Consider the following 22,463-nt stretch of genomic DNA (forward strand, 5'->3'; position numbering starts at 1 on the left):
AGAGAGGCTATGGATATGAAAATTTTGGAAAGCTTTTGCAGTCAAGACAATGAAAAACACAAGCTTACTCAGCCATTCAGCATTGGTGAGTTTACTTACGCCACTGATGGAAGAGTCATGATCCGAGTGGTGAAAGAGGAATCGGTCGAAAGCATAGAAAACCCGGTCGATGTTACAAAAATTCCATGGGATCATTCCGAACTGGATGATTGGCATCCTTTGCCTAACTACAACCTGGAAGATTTGCCCCAAGAAAAATGTAAGGAATGCAGAGGGCATCTGCGCACTTCTGAATGTCCAGAGTGTTCGGGTGATGGGTTTGTAGAGTTCGAAAATACATACAATTGCTATTCCGTTGATTGCCAAACCTGTGATGGATTTGGCGATGTTCCTGATCATGAAGGGGATATTTGTGAAGTCTGTTCCGGAACGGGCATCCACTTGAGAATTCCCATCGCTTGGGGCGCCAGTCACATCACCGTTCTTTACCTGGAGAAAATCAAAAAGCTTCCAAATGTGAAGATGAGCAAGTTTGGTGATGGGCTTGAGCCTTTCAGGTTCATTTTCGATGGCGGCGTAGGGCTGGTTATGCCCTATCGAGTTTGATCCGGGAAAGGAGAGAGAACCCCATGGCAACATCATTCAACCCAGGCCAGCCCAAAATATACCGCTGCATGCACCTGTTCGCCGGCATTGGTGGCGGGTCGCTGGGCTTCAAATGGGCTCGGTTCAACTGGAGGGGCATCCCTGGCCGGTTCGAAAACATTCTGGCCATCGACAGCGACCCGGGCGCGTGCGAAAGCTATCTCAACATAACCCGCTCCCGCTCCGAATGTTGGGATCTGTTCAGCCGAGACCAGTACACCCGCTTTCACGGGCGCGAACCTCAAGAGGGCTGGGCCGAAGTCACCGCCGCTGACATCAACGAGGCCTGCGGAGGGATCGCCCCTGACGTCGTCTTCACCTCCCCGCCCTGCAAAGGGCTTTCGGGCCTGTTGCCCCAGGCCTCGGCCAAGCTTGACCGGTACCAGGCGCTCAATGAGCTGACCCTCCGCGGCATCCGCCTCACCATTGACGCCTTCCCGGATAGTCCCCCCAGGGTGCTGCTTCTCGAAAACGTGCCCCGCATCAAAAGCCGCGGCAAGCACCTGCTGAAAGAGATCGTGCGGCTGCTGCAAAGCCGCGGGTACGCCGTGGACCTCAGCGACCACGACTGCGGAGAGCTCGGCGGCCTCGGCCAGCGCCGCAAACGGTTTCTCCTTATCGCCAGGCATAAAGAGAGCCTGCAGCCGTTCATCTACCAGCCTCCGAAAAGAGCCCTCAAAACCATCGGGGATATCATCGGGCCGCTTCCGCTGCCTGATACCGAGGATATGGGGCCCATGCACAGACTGCCGCGCCTCAAGTGGCTGACCTGGCTGCGCTTGGCCCTGATCCCGGCAGGCGGAGACTGGCGCGATCTGCAGAAGATAGAACCTGAGGATTTCCGGATCAAGCATTATCCCCGCCCAGGTGTCTACGGGGTAATGGCTATGTCCGAGACTTGCGGTGCCGTTACCGGTGGCTCCGGTATAGGTTCGAGCAACGGCCCGCAAGCGATAGCCGATCCGAGAGTGCCCCTGAAGTCAAACCGGCACCACGCTCATTTTTCTGTGGGTAAATACGATGAGACCGGCGGCACAGTTACCGGAGCGACCCACGCCGCGAATGGTGCTGCTTGCATCGCCGACCCGCGCCTGCATAAAAACCTTCAGGACTACAGCGGGTCGCCCGGCCTGTACGGGGTTAACGGATGGGCCGGGCAAATGCCGGCCGTCACCGGCATGGCCAAGGTCAGCAGCAGCAACACGCCTGCCGCCATCGCCGACCCTCGGCTGCCCGGCTCAAAGGGCACCTATCCCAACAGGTTCAAGATCATCAAGTGGGATAAACACGTGCCTGTGGTCACCGGAGACACCGACGTTCAGTGCGGTGCGCCGTCGATCGAAGACCCTCGCCTCGGCTGCGCACCCAGGGGGAACACAAAAGGCCCGTTCGGCGTACAGCCTTGGAGCGAAACCGCTTCGACCGTCTTCGGCTCCCTCGATCTGCACGCCGGAGCTGCCGCCGTCAATGACCCGCGCATACCGGGCCCAAACGAAAGGCTCGACCCGCCGCCCGTGATCATCTCATTGGATGGAACCTGGCATCGCCCGTTGACCACCCTCGAACTGGCCGCCCTGCAATCTTTCCCCGTAAGGCTTGAGGATGGGTCCCCCTTCGTGCTGGCCGGCAACAACGACGGCAAGTGGCGCGAGTGGATCGGCAACGCCGTTCCGCCCCTAGCCGCCAAGGCTATCGGAGAAGCCATCGGAGAATCCCTGCTTCAGGCCGACCTGGGCGAAACCTTCGTGCTCGGCATGACTCCGGTTTGGGTAAGCCCCGAAAAAATACGGCCGTCGAGAATTTACGGGATTCAGTGAAGGGAGAGAGACCATGACCTGGATGAACATAACCTGCGGAAAGTGCGGCCACCAGGCCGATATCGATGAATTCACCCACACGCCGATCAGCGGGCCGCTTCCGAAAAACACCTTTCAGTGCCCTACGTGCATGGCCGCGATCGAGAGAAGAACCGTTGGCCCTGGCAAGCTCTATGAATCCGGGCTGTATGTTCCTGGGCCGGTGAAGTTGGTTGCGGTGGATTCGAGGTTATAGCCATGCAGCAAAACATCCATTGCCATAAATGCCGGGCCGGGTACACCGCGCTCTACCTCAAAGAAGAGATCCTTGAAAACGGCACCATGCTGCACTCCATCGTCTGCCGGCTGTGTGGTACCAGGATCAAAACCAAAACGGTGACCACGCTGATCGGGTCAGCCCGCAAGCCTGCACCTGCTCCAGTGGTCATTGATGAAAAGCCCAAAAAAGAGCGCCCCAAAAAGCTCAAACTGGCCAAACCGCAATACACCTACTCGCCCTGCCACGTCCACGGCTGCACTGGCCAGATCGTTGAGGTGCTAAACCAAAGCGGTCTTTGCGAAGACTGCGGAAAAGCTGTGCGGAGATGGGAAAGGGGAAAAAGAAGCACGCCGCCGCAAGTCGTGAAGTCAAATGGGCATTGGGTCAAAAACACTGGGTTGCTCCTTGGAGAGGATGTCGTCGTCAAAAAGAAAAAGAGAGCCCCAAAGCCCAAGGTAGCCAAGTTAAGTAAGCAGATAGAGTCCGACCTGGTTAAGCTCTCACGCAGAGGAAACAAGGCAGCCAGACAGCTTCTGGTTCAAATAGGATAGGAGGCACTCATGTCCATTTACTTGATAGTCGTCATTGCTTTCACCATTGGTGGATCGTGCGGGGTGATCCTTATGGCACTTCTGCAGGTAGGCAGAATCAACGAAATGGAGGCCCTTATCGACAAGGCGCCTACCATGGCAGAAGAGGCAAAAGCAAACGGAAGGAGTTTTTTTAGAGGACACTCCATTGTGTATTTGGGCGGCAGGTGGGTCTACGAAGACAATCTGCAGCCCCTTCCTGGTTGGGGCGGAGAGGCGAGGCCGTGCAAGCGGTGTGGTAGTGGCAAATGGTCTGGTGATGGTCACCATGATGAATGCTTAGGGTTGTTGCCTGGGGTAGATAACGCCTGTTGCGGGCATGGTGATAGGAGTCAATCGTACATAAGATTTACCTCTGGCGTTGTTGTCAGGGGCTTTGACGTGGTTGACGCCTGGCGGGTCTGATAAGCGGTGAGGGTGAAATCTCCGAAGGAGCGCATATGAAATACACTGAATGTATTTGCCACGACTGCTGCAACGTTACCCTGCCCACGGACAGCGTTTATTCGTGCGGGTGTGATGACGCAGGCCCAATTTATGACGAAGAGGCGTGCGGGGAGTGCCCCCAGCAGGCCAAATGTGATGTTCCCAAACACCCAGAGCTGTACCAAGATTAATCGCAGTAATTGGTTGGTTATGCATGGAGGCTCACATGGTCAGGCAAAAGGTACAGAAAAACGATGACCCGTTTCCTTACGAAGGTCCCATCGAGAGGGCCGACGGGGTGAGACCTTACAATCATTATATTTGGCCGATGCATGGCGACGGTTGGTGGGCAGAACGAGAGGTTGGGTACCATATTCATGGCCGCTGGAATTTTTGCGTATTCGCTCTGGCCGATGGTCGATACTCGACGAGCGGGCATGTTTGGGACATCGAGCGGGGCTATGACCGCCCTGGTAGAACCTGCGTTTTTGAAACAAGGGCAGAGGCCGTCCGAATGGGTTGTGCCAGGATGATAAGGGCAGCAAGGGCTTCGCGGAAATGGACCGCGTATGGCTGCGGGAAGTTGGAGGGCTCAAACCTCGCCAAGGTGATCAACTGGGCCCGGGGGGTTGTAGCAAGAGAAACGGGCAGGCAGGAGCCAAGGCCTATACGAGTCAGTGAGCCTGAAAAGCCAAGGCCAAAAACGGGCTTGCCGTTGTTGGATTGGGCATAACGACTGAGGTCACCGGACCGGGAACGCGCAGCGGTTCCCGGTCCGAGTGGACCGATTGGTTACACCTTTTTTCGTAGAGGAGAGAACGATGGAAAACTGTAACGCAATGCTGATCGTTGGCCCCGCTGGCGCAGGAAAAACCAGAAGAGCAAAAGAAGAAGCCGAAAAGCGGGGTGGGAATTACGTGGTCACTTTCTGGGAGGAGATCCAGACCGAAAGGGGCCTTGCGAGGGTCATGAAATCGAACCCCAACACGGTGATTGTTGAGGGGCTGCCTGTTTCGGCTCTGAAAAAACCCGAGAAGATTAAGCGGCTCGTTGGTGGCGACGCCCTTGTCTCGCGGGAAAAATTCAAAGCCCCTGTTCTGGTGAAGCTGCCGATGCTCATTTTCACCATGCTGGCACCTGCGCTGCCGAAAATGGAGGACACCGTCTGGCGGCGCTTTGAGGTTGTAGAGGTGTAACAGGACAGAGATAAGCGGCGGACGTGGCCGCGCAGCGGACACCGTCCGCTTGAGTGATGTGGTTAGAAAGTGAGGTTGCTATGGAAAGAGGTTTGTTGCCGATCTTGCTCGCAGCGGCATTTTCAGAACAAAACCTGTACCACCATCCGATCCGTGCCGGAAGAAGAAAACGCACGGTTGAATCGACCATAAGCAAAGCCGAGAGAAAACAAAGAACCGCGAAAAAGAAGGCGGCGAAGAAAAGCAAAAAGCGGAACAGGTGAAGCTTTCTAACGCTTGAGTTAACCGGATTGCGGAGGTGAAAAGAGATGCCATTTTTGGACTATCACAGAGAAGCATTGGAGAGAGCGCAAAATCGTGAATTGCGTAGCAATTCCGAGTTGAGCGGCGGGTTAGCCGCCGAAGTATCAAAAGCGGAAAAAGCCAGACGTCTGGCGGGTGAAATTATTGCCACGCTTTATGTAAATGTTGAACGAGGCAATCTTCCAGAAGCCTTATTGGAAAGGCTGGATATTTGGAAAAACAGGCTTCGTGAATATGGCGGATAACGATGAGGTAGGCGGCGGACCCGGCGGAGATAGCCGTCCGGCGTCCGCTTGACTGATTGGTTAACCCTTTACACATGGAGGCCGAAATAGTGAAAGAAGAATTTATTTCAGGAAAGCTCGAAGCGTTTGAACCTGCTCCGCCGAACCCAGACATTGTGAGAATGACGGAAACTGTGTTGGCGCAGAACGAAAAAATAATTGAGATGAATGCACGTTTACTGGCCGTGCTGACCGCACCGATGCAAATGGTAGCCTGGCGCGAAGAGGGTTAACACCCTGATAACGGGTGGCGACGAACAGTAACTAGCCTTTAGATGACAGCTATGTTCCATCCCGTTAATTAGCTGGTTCTACGGCACTTTTAGAGCGATGGAGGATTTTAGACATGCCGACAATGGAAGATCTAAGACAACACAGACAACTGCCGTTTGTAAGGCGTGGGATGCGTGTTGAGGTAAATGGTAGACCAGGGAGAATAGCCGGGGTCAACAGCAGCGGAAACCTCAATGTGATTTTCGACGGAGAGGCGCATAGCGTTAATTGCCACCCACTTTGGCAGATGACCTACTTTGACAAAGCCGGGAACGTGGTAGCCAGTTACGGCGATTAATGCCATAGAACCATCATTACCCAGCCATCATGGCGGCATAACACCGCAGCCATGATGGCAAGCACCTGAAAACACGAAAGGAGAGAGAGACAATGAGAGCCACCGAAGTGATCGACAAGCTGCGCGAAAAGATCAGGCTTAAGCATTACAGCCTGGCCACTGAAAAAGCCTATATCGGCTGGGTGCGGCGCTATATCTCGTGGCATGTAGAGCGCGTTGCTGCCAGCAGGGCTCTCGAATCCACCGCAGAGGTTGAGGCTTTTCTCTCCTATCTCGCCAGTCAAAGACGGGTCAGCGCCAGCACGCAGAACGTGGCGTTTAATGCCCTGATCTTTCTTTACCGCGATGTGCTCGGTCAGGATCTAGGCAACATCGATGCCCTGCGGGCCAAAAAGAGCAAACGCCTGCCGGTGGTGCTCACCCGGGCCGAGGTGTCGCGGGTGCTGGGCCTTATGCGTGGCGATGCCTGGCTGATGGCCTCGCTGCTCTATGGTGCGGGGCTGCGTCTCTCCGAGGTGCTGCGCCTGCGCGTCAAAGATATCGACTTCGACAAGCGCACCCTGCTGATCCGCTGCGGCAAGGGCGATAAAGACCGCGTCACTATGCTGCCTGAGTCGCTTATCATCGCCCTGCACGATCACCTCGATCAGCGCCGAGCCACCTATCAGCACGACCTGGCCAAAGGCATCGGGGCCAGCATGCCAGCGGCCCTGGTGCGCAAATATCCCCAGGCACCCCTGCAGTGGGGGTGGCAATACGTCTTCCCCGCCTCGTCGGTAGCCAAAGACCCTCGCGATGGGATGACCAAGCGCCACCACCTGCATCCTTCGGCGCTGCAAAAAGCATTCAGGGCCGCCGCGCATCGTGCTGGCATCGTCAAGCCGGCCACTCCTCACACTCTGCGGCATTCTTTCGCCACGCACCTGCTCGAATCCGGGGCCGATATCCGCACCCTGCAAGAGCTGCTCGGCCATGCCGATGTATCGACCACGCAGATCTATACCCATGTCATGGGGCAGGGCATCACGACCCGCAGCCCGTTGGATATGGTGATTTAAGGAGCCTCACCCTCATGGCCGAACCACGCGCACAGCAGGTCTTCAAAAATCGCAAAGCAGCTCACCTGTATCTGCTCTCTGAAAGCATCCAGGTTGGCCAGACGAAGTTTTATGACGACTGCGGCCGCTACAACCTGGTGCAGCCGGATAAGTCGATTCTGCTGGCTGATCTGCTGGCCTACGTGCGGGCTGAGCACAAGCAGGGGCCTGCCGGGCCTGGGCGTGATCTGGGGGCTGAAGACCGTCAGCGCAAAATCGACGAGCTCGACCTGCGCGAAAAAGAACTCAAGGTCGAGAAGCTCGAACGCGAAAAGCGCAACGAAGATCGCAAGTGGGTTGAGCGCGACAAGGTCTACCAGCGCGAAGGCGCCCTGGTCGCCACGCTCATGAACGAGCTGCGCTACCAGATCAAGAAAGTATCCCCCCTGGTTGTTTCGGCCTGCCACGGTGAACCGGAGCGCTCCATTGAAGTCGCCAACCTCATGGAGCGCTCCGTCTTCGACGCCTTTCAGGCCATTTACGAGCGCGGCGAGATCTCTGCAGACTTCGAAGAGGAAAACGACGAATGAGCCAGGCCGCCCTTGCCGAAGACTTCAACGCGCAACCCGTGCCCGATTTTCTGCCCTGGCATGTGCAGCAGGCCTGCGCGGGTCAGTCGGTGCACTTCAAGGTGCACAAGGGCCTGCGCGAGAGCATGCAGGTGCCTGAAAATATCAGCGTCAGCCAGTGGGCCGAGAAGCACCGCAGGGTCACGGCGGTCGACGCCTTCCCAGGAAAGTGGCGCAATGACCTGATCCCTCATGCCGCGTTCATCATGGATCTGATCTCCCGACCCGAAGTGCGCGAGGTGGCGCTGTGCATGGTCGAGCGGGCCGGCAAAACCAACATCTTTTTAAACGCCGCCATGTGGCAGCTCGACCGCGGGGTCGACAGCGGCAATATCTTCTGGCTGATGCCCAGCGAATCCGAAGCCAAAAAGGCCCTGGGCGAGCGTATCATCCCCGCGCTCAAGGCCTCGGATAGAACCGCCCGCCTGCTTTCGCGTTACGCCGACGACACCACCCGCACCATGGTGCGTTTCAGCCACGGGCCGCGTCTCTTCCCAGCCTGGGCGCAGAGCGCGGCTTCGGTATCTTCCTTTTTCGGCAAGCTCTGCATCGGCGACGAGATCGACAAAGCCGACACCAAAGGCGTAGGCACCGAGACCGACATCATCACCCTGCTCGAAAAGCGCATGCGTGACGACGAAGCCGCCAAGCTGTTGCTGGGCTCCACCCCTGCCAAGCGCTTCATCTTCAAGCGCACCATGAGCCGCCAGCATGTTTACGGGTTTTTCTCCCGCTGCCCGCACTGCCACGAACTGGTGATGATGGATGCCGAGCATTTCGTCTTCCCCAAAGACGCCACCCCTGAGGATCTCAAGGCCGGTGTGTACCAGGTGGAATACAGCTGCAATGCTTGTGGAGCCATGTGGGATGAAGAGGATCGCCGCTCGGCCTATCGCCACGGCCGTTTCCAACTGATCAAGGGGCACGATGTCGAGCGGGCCACCACCATCGGCGTGCACCTGCCGGCGTTCCCTCTGCCCAACATCAAAATGGGCGAGATCGCCGCGGCCATCAAAAAGGCCGAAAGCGGAGACCTCGAAGCCGAGCGCGACCTGGCCCACGGCTACAAGGCCATCGACCACGAGAAGCAGCTCTCCACCCGCAAAGAAGATACCATCCTGGCCCTGCGTGACGATCGCATCGAGGCCGAGCTGCCCTCGGCGCCGATCGCCGCCATCACCGCCGTGGCCGACATGCAGAAGCGCGGCTTCTGGTACAAGATCACCGCCTGGGGCTATGGCCTAACGCAAGAGAGCTGGCTGCTCAAGGCCGGCTTCGTCGATTCGTGGGAGGCGCTGCGCAAGCTCTTCTACGAGAGCGAATTCCGCGACGCGCAAGGCACCCCGCACATCATCACGCTGCGGGGCATGGACTCAGGCGGTGGCGAATCCGACGAATCCGAGCTCTCCCGAACGGCAGAGGCCTACATCTTCGCCTACGAAAACCCCGGCATGCTGCTCTTCAAAGGGCAAAAGCGCATGTCGAGGGCCTTCTCGGTCACCGACCTGGACAAGATACCCGGCACCAACAAAGCCCTGCCCGGAGGCCTGAAGCTCTACAACCTCAACTCCAACCACTTCAAAGACCGCCTCGCCGGCAAACTGCAAGTGGCCCCTGCCGATCCGGGCGCCTGGCACCTGCACCGCGACACCGACATCGACTTCGCCAAACAGATGTGCGCCGAAGGCAAGGACGACAAAGGCTACTGGGAAAACCCGAAGAAGAAAGACAACCACTACTGGGACTGCTCTTACATGGAGCTCGCCCTGGTCGAGATTCACCAGGTTAAATTGTGGCAGAGGCCAGAGGCTGTGGTTGAGAGCCAGCCGCAACGCCGAGTCATTTCAAAAGGAGTACGCCGTGACTGAAACCATATCCCGCGAAGAGATCGACAAGGTCAAGAGAGAGTTTATCCTGCGCAATACGCTGCTTGACCCGGTGAAGGTTTCCGAGATCCTGGGGTACTCGGTCAAAAAGGTCTATCGGCTCATCGAATCTGGAGAGCTCGAAGAGACCAACGACACGCCTGGCCGCCAGGGCGTGAGGGTCACCGCGTGGTCTGTCGAGCAGTATCGAATCCGTTGCACCCAAAAAGCGGCAGCCTATCGCTCGGGCGAGTTATACACAAAATGCGGGTAAATTTTTTTATGAAAGCACAATATTTTGTGACATAGCTGGACATAGCTACCTCCCTCCTTTTGTTTTTTTCCTTCACAATACGCGAGACGCTGATAACAGCACTTCTGACATTGGAGTCTCGCGTGGCCGGAATCACTCTCGAAACAGCTGAAGCACAACTTCAATACTGGATCGCCGCAGACATGGCCGTCAGTGGGGGGCAGAGCTTTGAGCACAACTCCGGCGGACAGGTGCGCAAGATGACCAGGGCAGACGCTGCCGAGATCCGCAACAACATCGACTATTGGGATGGCTGGTGTCGCAGGCTTGACCCTTCCACGCGCCGATCCGGAATCCCTGTCATTGGAGTTATCCCGACATGATCTTCCCTGAAGTCAAGCAGACCCTGCTCGACAGGTTTGTCAGCTACTTCAACCCCGTTAGGGGTGCAGAGCGTTTGCAGGCCCGTGCCATGCTCGCTATTGCCGGGGGATACACCGGAGGCCGCCGCGATCGTCGCCAGACCGCCGCCTGGAAGCCTGGCGACGGTGATGCCGATAGCGCCATACTGCCCGACCTTGCCATCCTGCGAGATCGGTCGCGCGATCTCGAGCGCAACTCTCCGCTTGCAGCCGGGGCGATAAATACCAAGGTCACCTGTATCGTGGGCTCTGGCCTCAAGCCTCGCGCCAGCATCGACCGCGATATTCTAAAGGGGCTCACCGAAGAGCAGGCTGACGCCTGGGAGAGAGCCGCTGAGCGTGAGTTCAGGTTGGCGACCTCGGGTGAAGACTTCGACCTTGCATGTGGCCATAACTTTTTTGATTCTCAAGACCTCGTGCTTCGCTCGGTGCTTTCTGCCGGGGATATCTTCGTCAATCTGCCTCGCAAGGCCCGCCCAAACAATCCCTACACGCTCAGAGTCCAGTTTATTGAGGGCGACAGGGTCTGCAATGAAAACTTCGCACATGACAATGACAACCTGGTCGCCGGTGTTGAAAAAGGCGAAGAGGGCGCACCTGTGCGCTATCACGTCGCCAAATTTCACCCCGGCAACATGCGTTATGTGAAGAAGCGCGAGTGGGTCAAGCTCGATGCGTTCGATAGCAACGGCCGCCGAAAGGTTCTGCACATCTACCGCAAACTTCGTCCCGGGCAGACCCGAGGGGTTCCGGATCTGGCTACCGTCATCGAGCTGCTCAAACAGATCTCCAATTATACAGACAGCGAGTTGCACGCTGCCGTCGTCTCATCTCTGTTCACCGTTTTTATCAAGAGCCAAACCGGCCAGGCAAATTTAACGCCACAAACGTCTACGGGCACCGCCGCGGCCAAGCAGATCAATACCGACGGCATGGAGCTGGGCAGCGGCAATATTCTGGGGCTCTTTCCCAATGAAGATGTCGTCTTTGCCGACCCGAAGCGACCCAACACAGCCGCAGAGGCTTTCTTGCGTGCCATGGCCGAGCAGGTGGGTGTGGCCCTCGAATTGCCCTACGAACTTCTCGTTAAGCATTTCACCGCCAGCTACAGCGCCGCTCAGGCCGCGCTGCTCGAGGCGTGGCGTTTTTTCATGCGCTCGCGCACCTGGCTTGCTCGTGTGTACTGCCAGCCGATCTGGGAGATGGTCATTTCTGAAGCCGTAGCTCGCGGGAGGCTCTCTGCCCCCGGCTTTTTTAACGACCCGCTAGTCCGCATGGCCTATCTAGGCTGCGACTGGATCGGAGACGCCATGGGCCAGATCAACGAAGAGAACGCCGTGGCAGCTGCTGAAAAACGTGTCGAGGCTGGTTTCTCGACCAAGGCCCGCGAAACCGTGTTGTTGACCGGTGGCGACTGGGAACGCGACGAGCGACAGCGGCAGAAAGAAGCACGGATATCCGGGCCTGTTCAGACTCCATCCGATGGGTCAGGCTCAAGCTCTGTGCCATCAAAAGTCATTGATTTCGAAAAAGCCAAACAGAAGGCCGACGCCTATGGTGTTGCTGTCAGGGCCGGCGCCGTAACGCCACAGTATGACGACGAAGAACGGTTTCGCACTGAGCTTGCGCTGCCGGCTCCGACAAAGCCGGTGAAAGACGCCTGGGAAAAAGATGGCAATGTAAGGCGGCCTATCACGTTGAAGGCCGGAGATGCCTTTGAGGCTGAGCAGGAAAAGATTGCCGCTGACAACCCAGACGAGGAGAAAGACGAGTGAGCAACGCCAAGCGCACGAGTGCCCCACCCTGTCCGGTCATCATCCTTGGGTCAGGGGGATATCACGCCGAAGTAGACAGGGCCTCTAATGCGCTGAGTGTCCTTGATATCGGTCATTACCATGTGCACAAGGATGTCACTTTTGCGTTCTCTGAGGTCTTCACCGGGTTGTCTAGTGGCGCTTCGATTGACTACCTGTTGCGCACTCCGGTCGAAGGTAGCGGTGAAGTTCACTTTATCTGGAACATAGAGGGTGACGGGGCTCTTGAGGTCGAGTTCTTCGAAGGGGTCGGTGCATCGGCCGACGGTACGGTGCAGACCCTGAAAAACCGCAACAGGAAAAGCGCCATCACGCCCGGCAGCGTTTTGACAAAGGCCCCTACGGGGCTAACCGGGTTAACTACTAGACTTGAGCATCACCGATCGGGCAGTACGGCGGCAACCGGGAGAGCCGGTGGAGAGCTTCAATCCAAGCATGAATGGCTGCTGTTGCCGGACACCCGCTATTTGTTGAGGCTGACGTCGAGGGCGACAACCTTGAATGGTTCGATCGATCTGCACATCCCTGAATACGTCGAATATACGGAGTAGCCCATGAGACTTATTGATATCGTCAACGGCCCCTGGGCCATCACCCCTGAAATGCTCGGTGAGATTCAGAACATATACCGTGCGCATGTTCGGGGCCCCAAGATCGACATCGAGGCCGTTGAGTCGCGCCTGGGGCGACCGCTTAAAAATGAGCCCAAGGGGTACGACGTGATAGACGGGGTGGCTGTTCTTCCTATCGACGGGGCTATCTCGCAGCGCATGAACCTCTTTTCGCAGATTTCGGGGGGCACTTCCAGCGACCTGATCAAGCGCGATCTGGCCGCCGCGCTCGAAGATCCGACGGTCAGGGGGATTGTGGCCGCGATCTCCAGCCCTGGCGGTACGGTCAGCGGCACGGCTGAGCTGGCCGATTTTATCCGCAGCCAGCGCGGTCGCAAGCCGATGTATGCCTGGACGGATGGCCAGATGGCCAGCGCGGCGTATTGGATCGGTTCTGCGTTCGACCAGGTTTACATCAGTAGCGATACCACCCTGGTGGGCAGCATCGGCGTCGTGGCCAAGCACATCGACACAAGCGAGTCCGAAGCCAAGGCGGGAGTGAAGGTTACCGAGATCACTTCGGGCAAGTACAAGCGCATTGCCAGCGAGCACGCGCCGTTGACTGCTGAAGGTCTGGCTGACATCCAGAGCAAGACCGATTACCTGTATTCGGCCTTTGTCAACGATGTGGCGCAAAACCGCAATGTCAGTGTTGAAGATGTTCTGTCACGCATGGCTGACGGTCGCGTTTTTGTAGGCCGGCAGGCCATTGATGCCGGGCTGGTGGACGGTGTTTCCACCCTTGAAGAACTTATCGCACGTATCAATCAACCCAAGGCCCCAGCCGGTGTTGCCAGGGCCGCAGAGAAAGGAACAAAGATCATGACTCTCGAACAGCTGAGAGCGGATCACCCCGACCTGGTCGCGGCCCTGGTCGCCGAAGCCACCGAGGGGATGATCTCCGCAACCGATCTGCAGGCGCAGATCGTAACCGCACGCACCGAAGGGGCCGAGCAGGAGCGTGCCCGCATTCAGTCCGTTGAAGAGCAGCTCATCCCCGGGCATGAAGCCCTGATTGCCTCGCTCAAATTCGACGGCAAGACCACCGGAGACCAGGCCGCATCGGCTATCGTTTCTGCCGAGAAGGGGGCACGGGTTGCTGCCCTGAAGGCTATCGAATCTGGCGCATCCCCTGCCGTTCCGGCAGCCGAGCCTGGCAACGGATCCGGTGTCGACCCTTCGGCCCCGATCGAAGACCGTGCCCAGGCCGAGTGGGACAAAGATTCGAATCTGCGGGCCGAATTCGGCAACCGGTTCGAGTCTTATCTGGCCTATCGGAAAAACTCCGAGACCGGCCGCGCCCGCATCCTGGGCAAAAAGTAACGCAACCAATTTGAACGAAGGAGAATAACGATATGGCAACCCTTGCTCAAGATACCCCCCGCGGCTACCAGCTCGGCGAGATCGAGGAATATCCCGTCATCGCCTCCGACATCATCTACGAAGGTGCGGCTGTCGGTGAAAACGGCAGCGGCTATGCCCGTCCGCTGGTTGCGGCCGACCCGTTTCTCGGATTTGCCGAGCGGCAGGCCGACAACTCTTCTGGAAGTGCCGGAGATGAGCGCGTACGGGTCAAAACTCGCGGCCGTGTGCAGCTGGCCATCTCTGGCCTGGCCATCACGGCAAACGATCGCCCGGCGGTCTACGCCAGCGACGACAACACCTTCACCCTGACTGCCACCAGCAACAGCCTCATCGGCTATGTGTCGCGCTGGGTTTCCACCGGTGTGGCTATCGTCGAGTTCGACGCGGCCCTGGCAAAAGCGGCTCTTCAGGCCTGATAACCAACCATTTACTAGAGGAGATTTTCAGATATGGGAGCTCAAGGACTTTCGAGCCGCGCCATCATCGGCGAATTCTTTGCCCGCCTCGAGCAGAACGAGGGGATGGGTTACGTCAACCGTATCGGCACTGTTCCCTTCCAGTCCGACCAGGCTCAGGAAGAGTACAAGTGGCTCGGACAGGCGCCTGGCATGCGTGAGTGGATCGGCGGCCGCCAGGCCAAAGGGCTGCGCGAAAACGGCTTCATCGTCAAAAACAAGAAGTACGAGTCGACCCTCGAAGTTCTTGTTGACGAGCTGCGCCGTGACAAAACCGCTCAGCTCATGGTGCGCATCGCCGAGCAGGCCGACCGTGCCAACGCCCACTGGGCCAAGCTCATGGCAGCCGCCATCATCGCCGGGGAATCCACTGTCTGCTACGACGGACAGTATTTCTTCGACACCGACCACTCCGAAGGCGACAGCGGAGCCCAGAGCAACGACCTGACCTATGATGCCGCAACCACCACAGCACCGACCGCGGTGGAAATGGAAGCGGCCATCCTGAAGTCGGTCGAAGCGTTGTTCGGTTTCAAAGACGACCAGGGCGAGCCGATCAACGAGACCGCCATGGATTTCGTCGTCATGGTGCCGGTTCCGTTTATGAGCGCCGCGGCTGCCGCTTTGAAAAACCCGATCATCACCGACAGCAACGGCATGCGCACGGGCACCATCGCCACGGCGCTTGGCGGGTTCAACTTCCAGCTGGTGACCAACCCCAGACTGCAATGGACGACCAAGTTCGCCACCTTCCGGGCCGACGGCAACGTGAAGCCCTTCATCCGCCAGGAAGAAGTTCCCCTTGAAGTTTCGGCGATCGCTGAAGGCTCCGAGACCGAGTTCAAAGAAGATAAACACCTCTACGGCATCAAAGCCATCCGTGGCCTTGACTACGGTTATTGGCAGCACGCCGCACTGACCACGTTTGTCTGATGCCAACCTGTGACCGACGGGGAGGGGAACCTCCCCGTCCGGAGGTAGATATGAAGCGATATCGCGTTATCGGAAGAGTGGTCACCGTCAACCCAGGTGGCGTTCTTCAACTCAAAAAAGAGCAGGCAGCGCCGAGAGCGCACGCCCTCTCTGATCTGAAAAAAGGCCTGTACATGGTCAACCAGCCCGTTCAATTCAAAAACGGTGAAGAGTTCGGCTATGACGGTGCTGTGAGCAAGTCGCTCATGGTCGACCTGGCCGACCTGAAAAAGCTCGAAGAAGAAGAGAAGAAAAAGCGGGCCGAAACGGGCGAAGGCGGCGAGGGTGAAGATGCAGATCCGGTAACCGGTGAGGTTACCGAGGGTGGCTCTGACCCTGGCTCCGGAGACGACCCCGAAACAGCGGCTTAACATCCTCCTCCTTTTCCGATTCCCGGGGCGGTCCGGCAACCTCTCTCCTGCCGGCATCCAGCAGAAGCCGCCCCGGGGCTTTTTCGAGCGGCTGAACTTTCAGCCGCTCGAAAAAGCCAACGAGAGACGACGCGACCATGGACTTTTTCAGAGAAACCGATCTTGACGCCATGCTCGACGCCCTGGGTGAAGACATCATCCTGGCAGGGCAACAGACCAAAGGCATCTACGAGAGCGCCTTTGAGCGCGTCTCGATCGGCAGCGAAGGGGTCGAGAGCTACAGCCCCAAAGTCACGGTCAAGTCGAGCGACATCACCGCCCTGGGTGTGGTGCACGGCTCGCAGGTGATCACCCCTGACGGCATTCTCTACGTGGTGGGCATCGAGCCTGAGCGCAAAGACGGCAAGGGCATGACCGTGCTGATCTTGAACGAAGAAGATTTGATCTAACCCCCGGGGCTGCGCCCCTCAGACGACAGCCCACGGAGTGACAAATGGCAGATCCTTGTTCAAGCGCCGGCAAAATATCTGCGATCGACGAGCGCACCAAGGGCCACGACAGGGCCATCGAAGGTTTCAAGGCGGCGCTTGAGGCCACCAACAAGGTGTTGCTGAAAATAAGCGAAGCCCTGGCCGATATCCGGCACCTGCACGAGGATCAGAAGCGAAACGAACAGGATATCAACGAGCTCTTCGGTAGGGTTCGCGGCCTTGAACTGGCACCAGGCAAGGCCATGTCAAAGGTTGGATTCATCTTGTTGACTGCTGCCGGTGGCTGTGTGGGCGGCGTCATTGTCGGACTGGTTGTCTGGTTGGTAACGAGGCCTTGATATGAGTGCTTTCACCCAAGCATTGAATCACACGCTCAACCGCGAAGGCGGGTACTCGAATCATCCATCCGACCTGGGTGGTGAAACCTTTCGGGGCATCTCGCGTCGCAACCACCCCGAGTGGGAAGGTTGGGCGATTCTTGACAGCTACCCGGCCGACAAGCGCAAAGAGCTGCAGGGTGATCCGGAGCTGGCTGGCCTGGTGGCTCAGTTCTACCGGGTGAATTATTGGGACCAGCTCTCTCTTGACGGCATCGAAGCCACCTCGATCGCCTGTGAGCTCTTCGACACGGCCGTCAATGTCGGAACGACAAGGGCCGCCCGCTGGCTTCAGCACGTAGCCAACCTGCTTGGTGATGTCAACCTGGTCGAAGACGGCAAGATCGGGCCGAAAACGCTGGAAGCCGTCAACGCCCTGAACCGCAAGCTCACCTACGTGCCCATGCTCAAGGCGCTGAACGGCATGCAGTTTGAGCACTATCACCAGATCATCCTCAACAACTCCTCGCAGCGCGTGTTTTTCAGGGGATGGCTCACCAGGGTTTGGGAATGGGCAAAGGAGTAAGCGATGGATCATCCGTGCGAACCGGTGTTCAAGGCTTACGGGGTCCGGTGCAGCGACCCGTGTCTATATCCGTGCCACTGTGCGACCAGAATGTCTGTTGCTACAGCAGGCGAAGTGACCGCAAGTGCTCAGCCGCAGGAAGGGGCGCCATCACCTGTGGAAAAACTGACTGTCCAACGGAGTGAATGATGGAGTGGAGAGATGTTGCAAAAACGGCCGGAAGCATCGGCCTTAAAGTTTTGGGTGGAGCCCTTGGCGGGCCTACCGGTGCATCTATCGGTGCCCAAGTAGCTCACAGCCTTGGGCTCTCTGCAGAGTCGTCTCCGGAAGAAGTTGCCAAGGCCCTGGCAGCGGCATCCCCCGAAGCGCTCGTTCAGCTCAAGCAACTCGAGGCTGAAATTATTAAGGCCAACCTGGAGGCTGGCGTTAGACACCATGAAATCGAGGGCCAGGAGCTTGAGTCCGTCAACGCCACCATGCGTACCGAGGCGGGTTTGGGGCATCGGTGGGCGGGAGCCTGGAGGCCTTTTTGGGGGTTTGTCTCGGCGGTCGCTTTTGCTATCGCCGTGGTGGGCATCCTTGCCCTGACCGGCTACGCCCTCAGCACAAAAGACCATGAACTGCTCACGGTGATCCCCTCGCTGGTCGGTGAGCTGACCTTTTTGTTCGGAATTCCCGGGGCAATCCTTGGTGTGGCCAGCTGGCACCGCGGGCAAATGCAGCGGATAGAAGCTGGAGAACAAAAGCAACCGATCCTATCTGGATTGCTCAGCAAGAAATTTTGAGGTGACATGTGACCAAACGCCAGCAGATCGTAGACGCCTTGGATGCCAGGCTTAAATCCATCACCATGGCCAACGGGTACAGCACCGATATCGGGAAAAAGGTTTCAGCCTGGCGCTCGGCTCCCTTGGCTGAGAGTGAACCTTTCGTATTGATCTACCGGGATACGGAGTGCCCTAAAGAGGCCCCCGAGGCAGGCCGCCATAGGCATTCTCTGCAGATAGAAATGACCATCCTGGTGAGAAGTTCCACTTCGCCTGGGACTGTCCGAGCCATGATCGGCGATGTGGTCAAGGCGATCGGGACAGACCCTAGGCTCGGAGGGCTGGCCCTTTGGGCGGCGCTCGTTGCCGACTCTTTGGCGGTCGAGAGAGAAACCCGCACCCTGGCCGGTGCTGACTTGTCCTGGCAGATCACGTATTCAACGCCGCTGTGGGAGGTTTAGATGCTGGTAAAGATTCTCAGTGATTTCGATTCCCCCGTTTATGGGGAGTGCCGTGTCAGCAACGAGAAAGAAGTTTCCGAGGCCGACGCAAACGCGTTTATCAAGCGCGGGCTGGCTGAGAAGGTCAAAAAGCCCGTCCCGAAAGAGAGTAAATAACCTTTTCCCCGCGGAGGTTTGATTATGTCTGAACAGTATTTGGCCTTGGTTGAAGAGAGCAACAGGGGAGCTGATCCCGGGAGCGGATATCTCTTTTATCCCGTGACCGGGAATCTGCAACCCAAATTCAATGTCACCGACGAATCCAGAAAAGAATTCAGGGGGCAGGATACCGCCCTGGGCGATGCTTCGGTGCGCAGACTTTCGAGCAACTGGGAGCACCCGGTGTCCGGGTATGTCTATTCCGGTGCGGAGCTTGATCTGATGCTCAAGCATGTTTTCGGCTTCAAGGGGGCAAGAACGGCCGTCGACACGACGGCGTTCAAGGGTTTGTTCCGGCCTTTGCGTGCCGCCTACGGCGCCGGGAATCCCCTGGGAAATAGCGCTATCGGGATCATCCCCAATACCGACGAGGGCGGCACAACCATGAGCCAGTATCATGGCGGCGGTCGCCCCAAGTCTCTCACCCTGAACGGTGAGCCTGGCGGGGAGATCACCATGGAGCTGGCACTGGGTGGCGCCGGTCCCTGGGTGGGTGATGCTGACCAGGCTGCCATTCCCGGTGTCGCGTTCCCTTCGGCGCTGCCTTTTTTCTTCGCCGAGGCCCGCTTTTACATCGGTGCCGGCATCGCCCGCACTGGCGTGGCCCCCGATTTCACCGACATCGCTCCTGGGGCGATGCTGCCTTTTTACCCCGACAACTTCAACCTGACCATTACTCCCGGGATCGAGGATAAGGAGGTCGGCAACGGAGTTCGTGGCCCGAGCAAGACCGAGCGGACAGCCCAATTTGTGGCGGAGCTTGGCTTCACGCTCGACTATGAAGACCCAGACAGCGGGTTCTCGAGTGCAGCCGAGTACAAGAAGACCTACACCGGCCCGAATACAAATAGCCTTCTGATCGTGCTGGACAACGGGCAGCTGGCCGGGTCCACCAACCAGAACTACCAGATGATCATCGATTTGCCGTTGATGCACGCTGTTCCTGATCCCATGGAGCGCAACAATGAAGGCAAGACCCCCAAGAACACGTACAAGCTGCGGAGCCTTCTTGATTCATCCGTCGGGTACCCCGTGGCCATCATGACCATCAATAAAAACGCCGCCTGATTCGAGAGGGGCGCTTAAGGGCGCCCCTCATTCTTAACACCCTGGAGAGAAATTATGGAATTTCACGCCCCTGATCATGTTTTCGAGTGCGTTCCGGCAGTATGCGGCAACGATAAAGATAAAGATCCCGTTGTGTTCGGCCTCCGGGTTATCACCGTACCTGAGAACGACAAGCTTCTCGAGGAGGCCCGCGGCATGTCCCGCGAGGCCGCAGACAAAAAAACGTACGAGAAGATCAAGGAAAAGGTCACCTTTATCCGCAACCTGGTGATCGGCGGGAAGCCGGTAACCGACTTTGACGAGTTTTACAAAAATGGCCCCCCTGAAATGGTGAGATGGGTTTGCGCAGCCGTTTACAGCACCCAGGCATTATCGCTGGCCGAAAGAAAAAACTCGTTGCCGGAGTGAGGTTCAGTCTTTGGCTGGGCGATCACTCCGGTGAATTCGATTGCAATGAGTGCAAAGAGAAAAACCGCATTATCCGTAACTGCCACAACCGTGCCGGCTGTTCCGAAGAGATCCTTGAAGGGAAGCAGGAGTGGGACAGCATACCGACCGGAAGAAGGCCGGCGTTGAAAATACCCTGGGCGCCGACAAAGTTCATGGCCTGCCCGATCAGTACGATTACTTCAAAGACTTGGCAGATTCTGGCGCTGATCAATGACTGCACCAGCGCAGAAAGCACCGACCTGCTTCACATGCCGTACTCTGGCCCGGGTGGTCAGCTAGGCACGATCTTCGACCAGCCGGAATGGTTTCGTGATGCGGTCCGGATCGTCAGGGCCGAGAGAGGCGCTTACCGGGCCTGGAAGATCAAGCAGCCCCCATCTTCACCGCACGGCGGGAGGAAGAGTAAATGAGCCTGGAAGTTCGCGAAGTCAGAACAATACTCACGGCGAAGAATCAGACCGAACGGCCGTTCACTACGGTTCAGACCGGGTTGACGGGGATCTCGAGAGCGGCCGCTTTCGCGGGTGTTTCCCTCGGCTCTATCGGGTTGGCGGCTCTTGCCCGTGAGATGGTCACAACCGCGGATAAGTTTCAGAAGCTTGACGACATGCTCACCACGGTGACGGGATCCTCTCGGGATGCGAGCGTGGCCATGTCGTGGTTGACCGATTTTGCCAAAGAGACCCCCTACCGGCTCGAAGAGGTCATTAACGCCTTCGTCAAGATGAAGTCCCTGGGGCTCGATGCGTCTGAGGCGGCGTTGCGCTCTTACGGCAACACGGCTTCGGCCATGGGCAAGGATCTCAATCAGATGATCGAGGCTGTGGCCGATGCCTCGGTCGGCGAATTCGAGCGGCTCAAAGAGTTCGGCATCAAGGCCAACAAAGAAGGCGACCAGGTCAAACTCACCTTCCAGGGTATAACCACGACCGTCCGCAACAACTCTCAAGAAATTACCAGCTACCTGCAGGGCATAGGCAACAACCAGTTCGCCACCGGCATGAGCAGCCAGCTCGACAATATCGGCACGGCCCTCTCAAACCTCAGCGCCGGATGGGACGAATTCATGGTGGCCCTTGGTGACACCGGGGCTATCGACCTGGCTACCGATGGGATCATCGGGCTGACCCATTCCCTTGAGAACTTTTCCAACTCGCTCAAAATCCTCAAGGCCTACAAAGATGACCAGATAACCTTCTGGGAATTTTTAACAGCAGGACCTGAGGGTTCGAAAGAATTGTTGGAAAGAATAGCCTCTAAAGGGACTGAGTTGGCCCAACTTGAAAACCACGTCAAAGAACTCAAGGCGCACAAACAAGGGAATATATGGTGGTCTCAGGCCGAAGAGGCAGAGCTGCAGCAGGCCCTCCAGGCTCTTGAGTATTACAAGCTTTCCCTGGGGGATGTGGCCCGGCTGAAAGCGGCCGCACAGCACAGTGTCTTCACAGGGGAAGATGGGGCGGCATCAGGTACCCCAAACCCCAACACGGTTGCGTTGGGTATAGCCGCCGGGAATGCCACGGACCCCGACATGTGGCTCAAGCGTGTGGGGCTTGATGCCGAAGCTCAGGAGAGGGCTAAGACAGCCTACTTCGAGCAGCGCGATTGGATGATTGCCCAGGATATCGAGGCCGGCAATCTGATGCAGGATATGTGGCTGCAGCAGGCTGAAGGTAGAGCCGAGGCCAATATGCGTGGCCTTGAAATGATTAACGCGCAGGAAGAGTGGGCCGCCCAGCAGCGCTTCACGATCGACCAGAATATGTTTCAGGCAAAGCTCGGTTTGACAGGTTCAATGCTCGATGCTTTGGCAATTCTCACCGGTAACAAGAACAAGGCCATTTTTGCGGCTCAAAAGATATTCGGGATAGCATCAGCTGTTGCTGCAGCCTACCAGGCTAAAGCCCTGGCCTTGGCCAACCCGCCGGGCCCCCCGGCGACAATACCCATGTCCATCGCTGCATTCAAGATGGGGATGTTCTCGGCTGCAGGCATCGCCGCAACAAACCTGGCGAGCATGGTCACCTCTTTCTCGGGATCTGACAGCCCAGGGTATGGCGGGGGCACTCCCAACTCGCCGGTTGTCACTCAGCCCACCGTACCCCAGCAGGAGATCACTATCTCTTTGAAGAGCGAGATCCACGGCATTGTCGACGAGCGACTAGTCGAGACAACCCTTGTGCCCATGCTTAATGAGGCAGGTACCCGCAACGTGCGGATTGAGTACGCGTAGGAGTCTG

29 protein-coding genes are annotated in these 22,463 nt (G+C 57.5%); all 29 read left to right on the forward strand.

What is annotated here, in order from left to right:
* The first annotated feature begins 9 nt into the window (after positions 1-9).
* The 29 genes from MJO47_RS09240 to MJO47_RS09380 all read left to right on the forward strand — a co-directional run bounded on the left by MJO47_RS09240 (position 10) and on the right by MJO47_RS09380 (position 22,456).
* Positions 10-606 (forward strand): hypothetical protein, encoded by a 597-nt coding sequence (locus tag MJO47_RS09240; RefSeq protein WP_253960839.1) that lies wholly within the window; start codon positions 10-12, stop codon positions 604-606.
* 23 nt (positions 607-629) lie between these two features.
* Complete coding sequence (locus tag MJO47_RS09245; RefSeq protein WP_253960840.1) at positions 630-2,462, forward strand: DNA cytosine methyltransferase; 1,833 nt, start codon at positions 630-632, stop codon at positions 2,460-2,462.
* Between the two features lie 13 nt (positions 2,463-2,475).
* Entirely contained in the window at positions 2,476-2,697 is a 222-nt protein-coding gene (locus MJO47_RS09250; RefSeq protein WP_253960841.1) for a hypothetical protein, read from the forward strand.
* A 2-nt stretch (positions 2,698-2,699) separates the two neighbouring features.
* Positions 2,700-3,272, forward strand: coding sequence for a hypothetical protein (locus MJO47_RS09255; RefSeq protein WP_253960842.1), 573 nt, complete (start codon positions 2,700-2,702; stop codon positions 3,270-3,272).
* A gap of 1,286 nt (positions 3,273-4,558) precedes the next feature.
* Positions 4,559-4,933, forward strand: a complete 375-nt coding sequence (locus MJO47_RS09260) for a hypothetical protein (RefSeq protein ID WP_253960843.1) — start codon at positions 4,559-4,561, stop codon at positions 4,931-4,933.
* Positions 4,934-5,013: 80 nt separating this feature from the next.
* Positions 5,014-5,196, forward strand: coding sequence for a hypothetical protein (locus MJO47_RS09265; protein WP_253960844.1), 183 nt, complete (start codon positions 5,014-5,016; stop codon positions 5,194-5,196).
* A gap of 54 nt (positions 5,197-5,250) precedes the next feature.
* The gene (locus tag MJO47_RS09270; RefSeq protein ID WP_253960845.1) at positions 5,251-5,481 is read left to right on the forward strand and encodes a hypothetical protein; all 231 of its coding nucleotides are present in this window, start codon (positions 5,251-5,253) and stop codon (positions 5,479-5,481) included.
* An 89-nt stretch (positions 5,482-5,570) separates the two neighbouring features.
* On the forward strand, positions 5,571-5,753 hold the full coding sequence (locus MJO47_RS09275; protein WP_253960846.1) for a hypothetical protein: 183 nt from the start codon (positions 5,571-5,573) through the stop codon (positions 5,751-5,753).
* Positions 5,754-6,183: 430 nt separating this feature from the next.
* Positions 6,184-7,149 (forward strand): integron integrase, encoded by a 966-nt coding sequence (locus MJO47_RS09280; protein WP_253960847.1) that lies wholly within the window; start codon positions 6,184-6,186, stop codon positions 7,147-7,149.
* 14 nt (positions 7,150-7,163) lie between these two features.
* On the forward strand, positions 7,164-7,718 hold the full coding sequence (locus tag MJO47_RS09285; protein WP_253960848.1) for a hypothetical protein: 555 nt from the start codon (positions 7,164-7,166) through the stop codon (positions 7,716-7,718).
* Positions 7,715-9,625 carry a terminase gpA endonuclease subunit gene (locus MJO47_RS09290; RefSeq protein WP_253960849.1) on the forward strand — a complete coding sequence of 637 codons (1,911 nt, stop codon included), beginning with the start codon at positions 7,715-7,717 and terminating at the stop codon, positions 9,623-9,625. Before MJO47_RS09285 ends, MJO47_RS09290 begins: the two co-directional genes overlap by 4 nt.
* A complete protein-coding gene (locus tag MJO47_RS09295; protein ID WP_253960850.1) occupies positions 9,618-9,896 on the forward strand; it encodes a helix-turn-helix domain-containing protein in 279 nt (92 codons plus the stop codon). The genes MJO47_RS09290 and MJO47_RS09295 overlap by 8 nt, the downstream gene beginning before the upstream one ends.
* Before the next feature lie 122 nt (positions 9,897-10,018).
* A complete protein-coding gene (locus MJO47_RS09300) occupies positions 10,019-10,258 on the forward strand; it encodes a DUF6148 family protein (RefSeq protein WP_253960851.1) in 240 nt (79 codons plus the stop codon).
* Positions 10,255-12,072, forward strand: coding sequence for a phage portal protein (locus tag MJO47_RS09305; protein ID WP_253960852.1), 1,818 nt, complete (start codon positions 10,255-10,257; stop codon positions 12,070-12,072). Before MJO47_RS09300 ends, MJO47_RS09305 begins: the two co-directional genes overlap by 4 nt.
* The gene (locus tag MJO47_RS09310) at positions 12,069-12,662 is read left to right on the forward strand and encodes a hypothetical protein (protein WP_253960853.1); all 594 of its coding nucleotides are present in this window, start codon (positions 12,069-12,071) and stop codon (positions 12,660-12,662) included. Before MJO47_RS09305 ends, MJO47_RS09310 begins: the two co-directional genes overlap by 4 nt.
* A 3-nt stretch (positions 12,663-12,665) precedes the next feature.
* Positions 12,666-14,045, forward strand: coding sequence for a signal peptide peptidase SppA (gene sppA / locus MJO47_RS09315; RefSeq protein WP_253960854.1), 1,380 nt, complete (start codon positions 12,666-12,668; stop codon positions 14,043-14,045).
* Positions 14,046-14,077: 32 nt separating this feature from the next.
* Positions 14,078-14,503, forward strand: a complete 426-nt coding sequence (locus MJO47_RS09320) for a cytoplasmic protein (protein WP_253960855.1) — start codon at positions 14,078-14,080, stop codon at positions 14,501-14,503.
* A 33-nt stretch (positions 14,504-14,536) separates the two neighbouring features.
* Entirely contained in the window at positions 14,537-15,475 is a 939-nt protein-coding gene (locus MJO47_RS09325; RefSeq protein WP_253960856.1) for a Mu-like prophage major head subunit gpT family protein, read from the forward strand.
* 50 nt (positions 15,476-15,525) lie between these two features.
* Positions 15,526-15,885, forward strand: a complete 360-nt coding sequence (locus MJO47_RS09330; RefSeq protein ID WP_253960857.1) for a hypothetical protein — start codon at positions 15,526-15,528, stop codon at positions 15,883-15,885.
* Between the two features lie 137 nt (positions 15,886-16,022).
* Complete coding sequence (locus MJO47_RS09335; RefSeq protein WP_253960858.1) at positions 16,023-16,334, forward strand: hypothetical protein; 312 nt, start codon at positions 16,023-16,025, stop codon at positions 16,332-16,334.
* A gap of 44 nt (positions 16,335-16,378) precedes the next feature.
* A complete protein-coding gene (locus tag MJO47_RS09340) occupies positions 16,379-16,714 on the forward strand; it encodes a hypothetical protein (RefSeq protein WP_253960859.1) in 336 nt (111 codons plus the stop codon).
* Position 16,715: 1 nt separating this feature from the next.
* Positions 16,716-17,279 (forward strand): glycoside hydrolase family 108 protein, encoded by a 564-nt coding sequence (locus tag MJO47_RS09345; protein WP_253960860.1) that lies wholly within the window; start codon positions 16,716-16,718, stop codon positions 17,277-17,279.
* Positions 17,280-17,464: 185 nt separating this feature from the next.
* Positions 17,465-18,064 carry a 3TM-type holin gene (locus MJO47_RS09350; protein WP_253960861.1) on the forward strand — a complete coding sequence of 200 codons (600 nt, stop codon included), beginning with the start codon at positions 17,465-17,467 and terminating at the stop codon, positions 18,062-18,064.
* Positions 18,065-18,072: 8 nt separating this feature from the next.
* A complete protein-coding gene (locus tag MJO47_RS09355; RefSeq protein ID WP_253960862.1) occupies positions 18,073-18,507 on the forward strand; it encodes a hypothetical protein in 435 nt (144 codons plus the stop codon).
* Complete coding sequence (locus MJO47_RS09360; RefSeq protein WP_253960863.1) at positions 18,508-18,663, forward strand: hypothetical protein; 156 nt, start codon at positions 18,508-18,510, stop codon at positions 18,661-18,663.
* 24 nt (positions 18,664-18,687) lie between these two features.
* Entirely contained in the window at positions 18,688-19,773 is a 1,086-nt protein-coding gene (locus MJO47_RS09365) for a hypothetical protein (RefSeq protein ID WP_253960864.1), read from the forward strand.
* Between the two features lie 54 nt (positions 19,774-19,827).
* Positions 19,828-20,181 (forward strand): hypothetical protein, encoded by a 354-nt coding sequence (locus MJO47_RS09370; protein WP_253960865.1) that lies wholly within the window; start codon positions 19,828-19,830, stop codon positions 20,179-20,181.
* Entirely contained in the window at positions 20,115-20,633 is a 519-nt protein-coding gene (locus tag MJO47_RS09375) for a hypothetical protein (RefSeq protein WP_253960866.1), read from the forward strand. Before MJO47_RS09370 ends, MJO47_RS09375 begins: the two co-directional genes overlap by 67 nt.
* The gene (locus MJO47_RS09380) at positions 20,630-22,456 is read left to right on the forward strand and encodes a tape measure protein (protein ID WP_253960867.1); all 1,827 of its coding nucleotides are present in this window, start codon (positions 20,630-20,632) and stop codon (positions 22,454-22,456) included. Before MJO47_RS09375 ends, MJO47_RS09380 begins: the two co-directional genes overlap by 4 nt.
* The last annotated feature ends 7 nt before the right edge of the window (positions 22,457-22,463 follow it).

The sequence above is a fragment of the Desulfuromonas sp. KJ2020 genome, from assembly GCF_024197615.1.
Lineage (GTDB): Bacteria > Desulfobacterota > Desulfuromonadia > Desulfuromonadales > SZUA-540 > SZUA-540.

Bases quoted from the DNA above. Each gene is read 5' to 3' on its own strand.
- MJO47_RS09345 (WP_253960860.1), top strand. From the start codon at position 16,716: ATGAGTGCTTTCACCCAAGCATTGAATCACACGCTCAACCGCGAAGGC.
- MJO47_RS09360 (WP_253960863.1), top strand. From the start codon at position 18,508: ATGCTGGTAAAGATTCTCAGTGATTTCGATTCCCCCGTTTATGGGGAG.
- MJO47_RS09320 (WP_253960855.1), top strand. From the start codon at position 14,078: ATGGCAACCCTTGCTCAAGATACCCCCCGCGGCTACCAGCTCGGCGAG.
- MJO47_RS09250 (WP_253960841.1), top strand. From the start codon at position 2,476: ATGACCTGGATGAACATAACCTGCGGAAAGTGCGGCCACCAGGCCGAT.
- MJO47_RS09280 (WP_253960847.1), top strand. From the start codon at position 6,184: ATGAGAGCCACCGAAGTGATCGACAAGCTGCGCGAAAAGATCAGGCTT.
- MJO47_RS09330 (WP_253960857.1), top strand. From the start codon at position 15,526: ATGAAGCGATATCGCGTTATCGGAAGAGTGGTCACCGTCAACCCAGGT.
- MJO47_RS09365 (WP_253960864.1), top strand. From the start codon at position 18,688: ATGTCTGAACAGTATTTGGCCTTGGTTGAAGAGAGCAACAGGGGAGCT.
- MJO47_RS09290 (WP_253960849.1), top strand. From the start codon at position 7,715: ATGAGCCAGGCCGCCCTTGCCGAAGACTTCAACGCGCAACCCGTGCCC.
- MJO47_RS09380 (WP_253960867.1), top strand. From the start codon at position 20,630: ATGAGCCTGGAAGTTCGCGAAGTCAGAACAATACTCACGGCGAAGAAT.
- sppA (WP_253960854.1), top strand. From the start codon at position 12,666: ATGAGACTTATTGATATCGTCAACGGCCCCTGGGCCATCACCCCTGAA.
- MJO47_RS09245 (WP_253960840.1), top strand. From the start codon at position 630: ATGGCAACATCATTCAACCCAGGCCAGCCCAAAATATACCGCTGCATG.
- MJO47_RS09240 (WP_253960839.1), top strand. From the start codon at position 10: ATGGATATGAAAATTTTGGAAAGCTTTTGCAGTCAAGACAATGAAAAA.
- MJO47_RS09350 (WP_253960861.1), top strand. From the start codon at position 17,465: ATGATGGAGTGGAGAGATGTTGCAAAAACGGCCGGAAGCATCGGCCTT.
- MJO47_RS09255 (WP_253960842.1), top strand. From the start codon at position 2,700: ATGCAGCAAAACATCCATTGCCATAAATGCCGGGCCGGGTACACCGCG.
- MJO47_RS09335 (WP_253960858.1), top strand. From the start codon at position 16,023: ATGGACTTTTTCAGAGAAACCGATCTTGACGCCATGCTCGACGCCCTG.
- MJO47_RS09325 (WP_253960856.1), top strand. From the start codon at position 14,537: ATGGGAGCTCAAGGACTTTCGAGCCGCGCCATCATCGGCGAATTCTTT.
- MJO47_RS09370 (WP_253960865.1), top strand. From the start codon at position 19,828: ATGGAATTTCACGCCCCTGATCATGTTTTCGAGTGCGTTCCGGCAGTA.
- MJO47_RS09305 (WP_253960852.1), top strand. From the start codon at position 10,255: ATGATCTTCCCTGAAGTCAAGCAGACCCTGCTCGACAGGTTTGTCAGC.
- MJO47_RS09260 (WP_253960843.1), top strand. From the start codon at position 4,559: ATGGAAAACTGTAACGCAATGCTGATCGTTGGCCCCGCTGGCGCAGGA.
- MJO47_RS09285 (WP_253960848.1), top strand. From the start codon at position 7,164: ATGGCCGAACCACGCGCACAGCAGGTCTTCAAAAATCGCAAAGCAGCT.
- MJO47_RS09340 (WP_253960859.1), top strand. From the start codon at position 16,379: ATGGCAGATCCTTGTTCAAGCGCCGGCAAAATATCTGCGATCGACGAG.
- MJO47_RS09265 (WP_253960844.1), top strand. From the start codon at position 5,014: ATGGAAAGAGGTTTGTTGCCGATCTTGCTCGCAGCGGCATTTTCAGAA.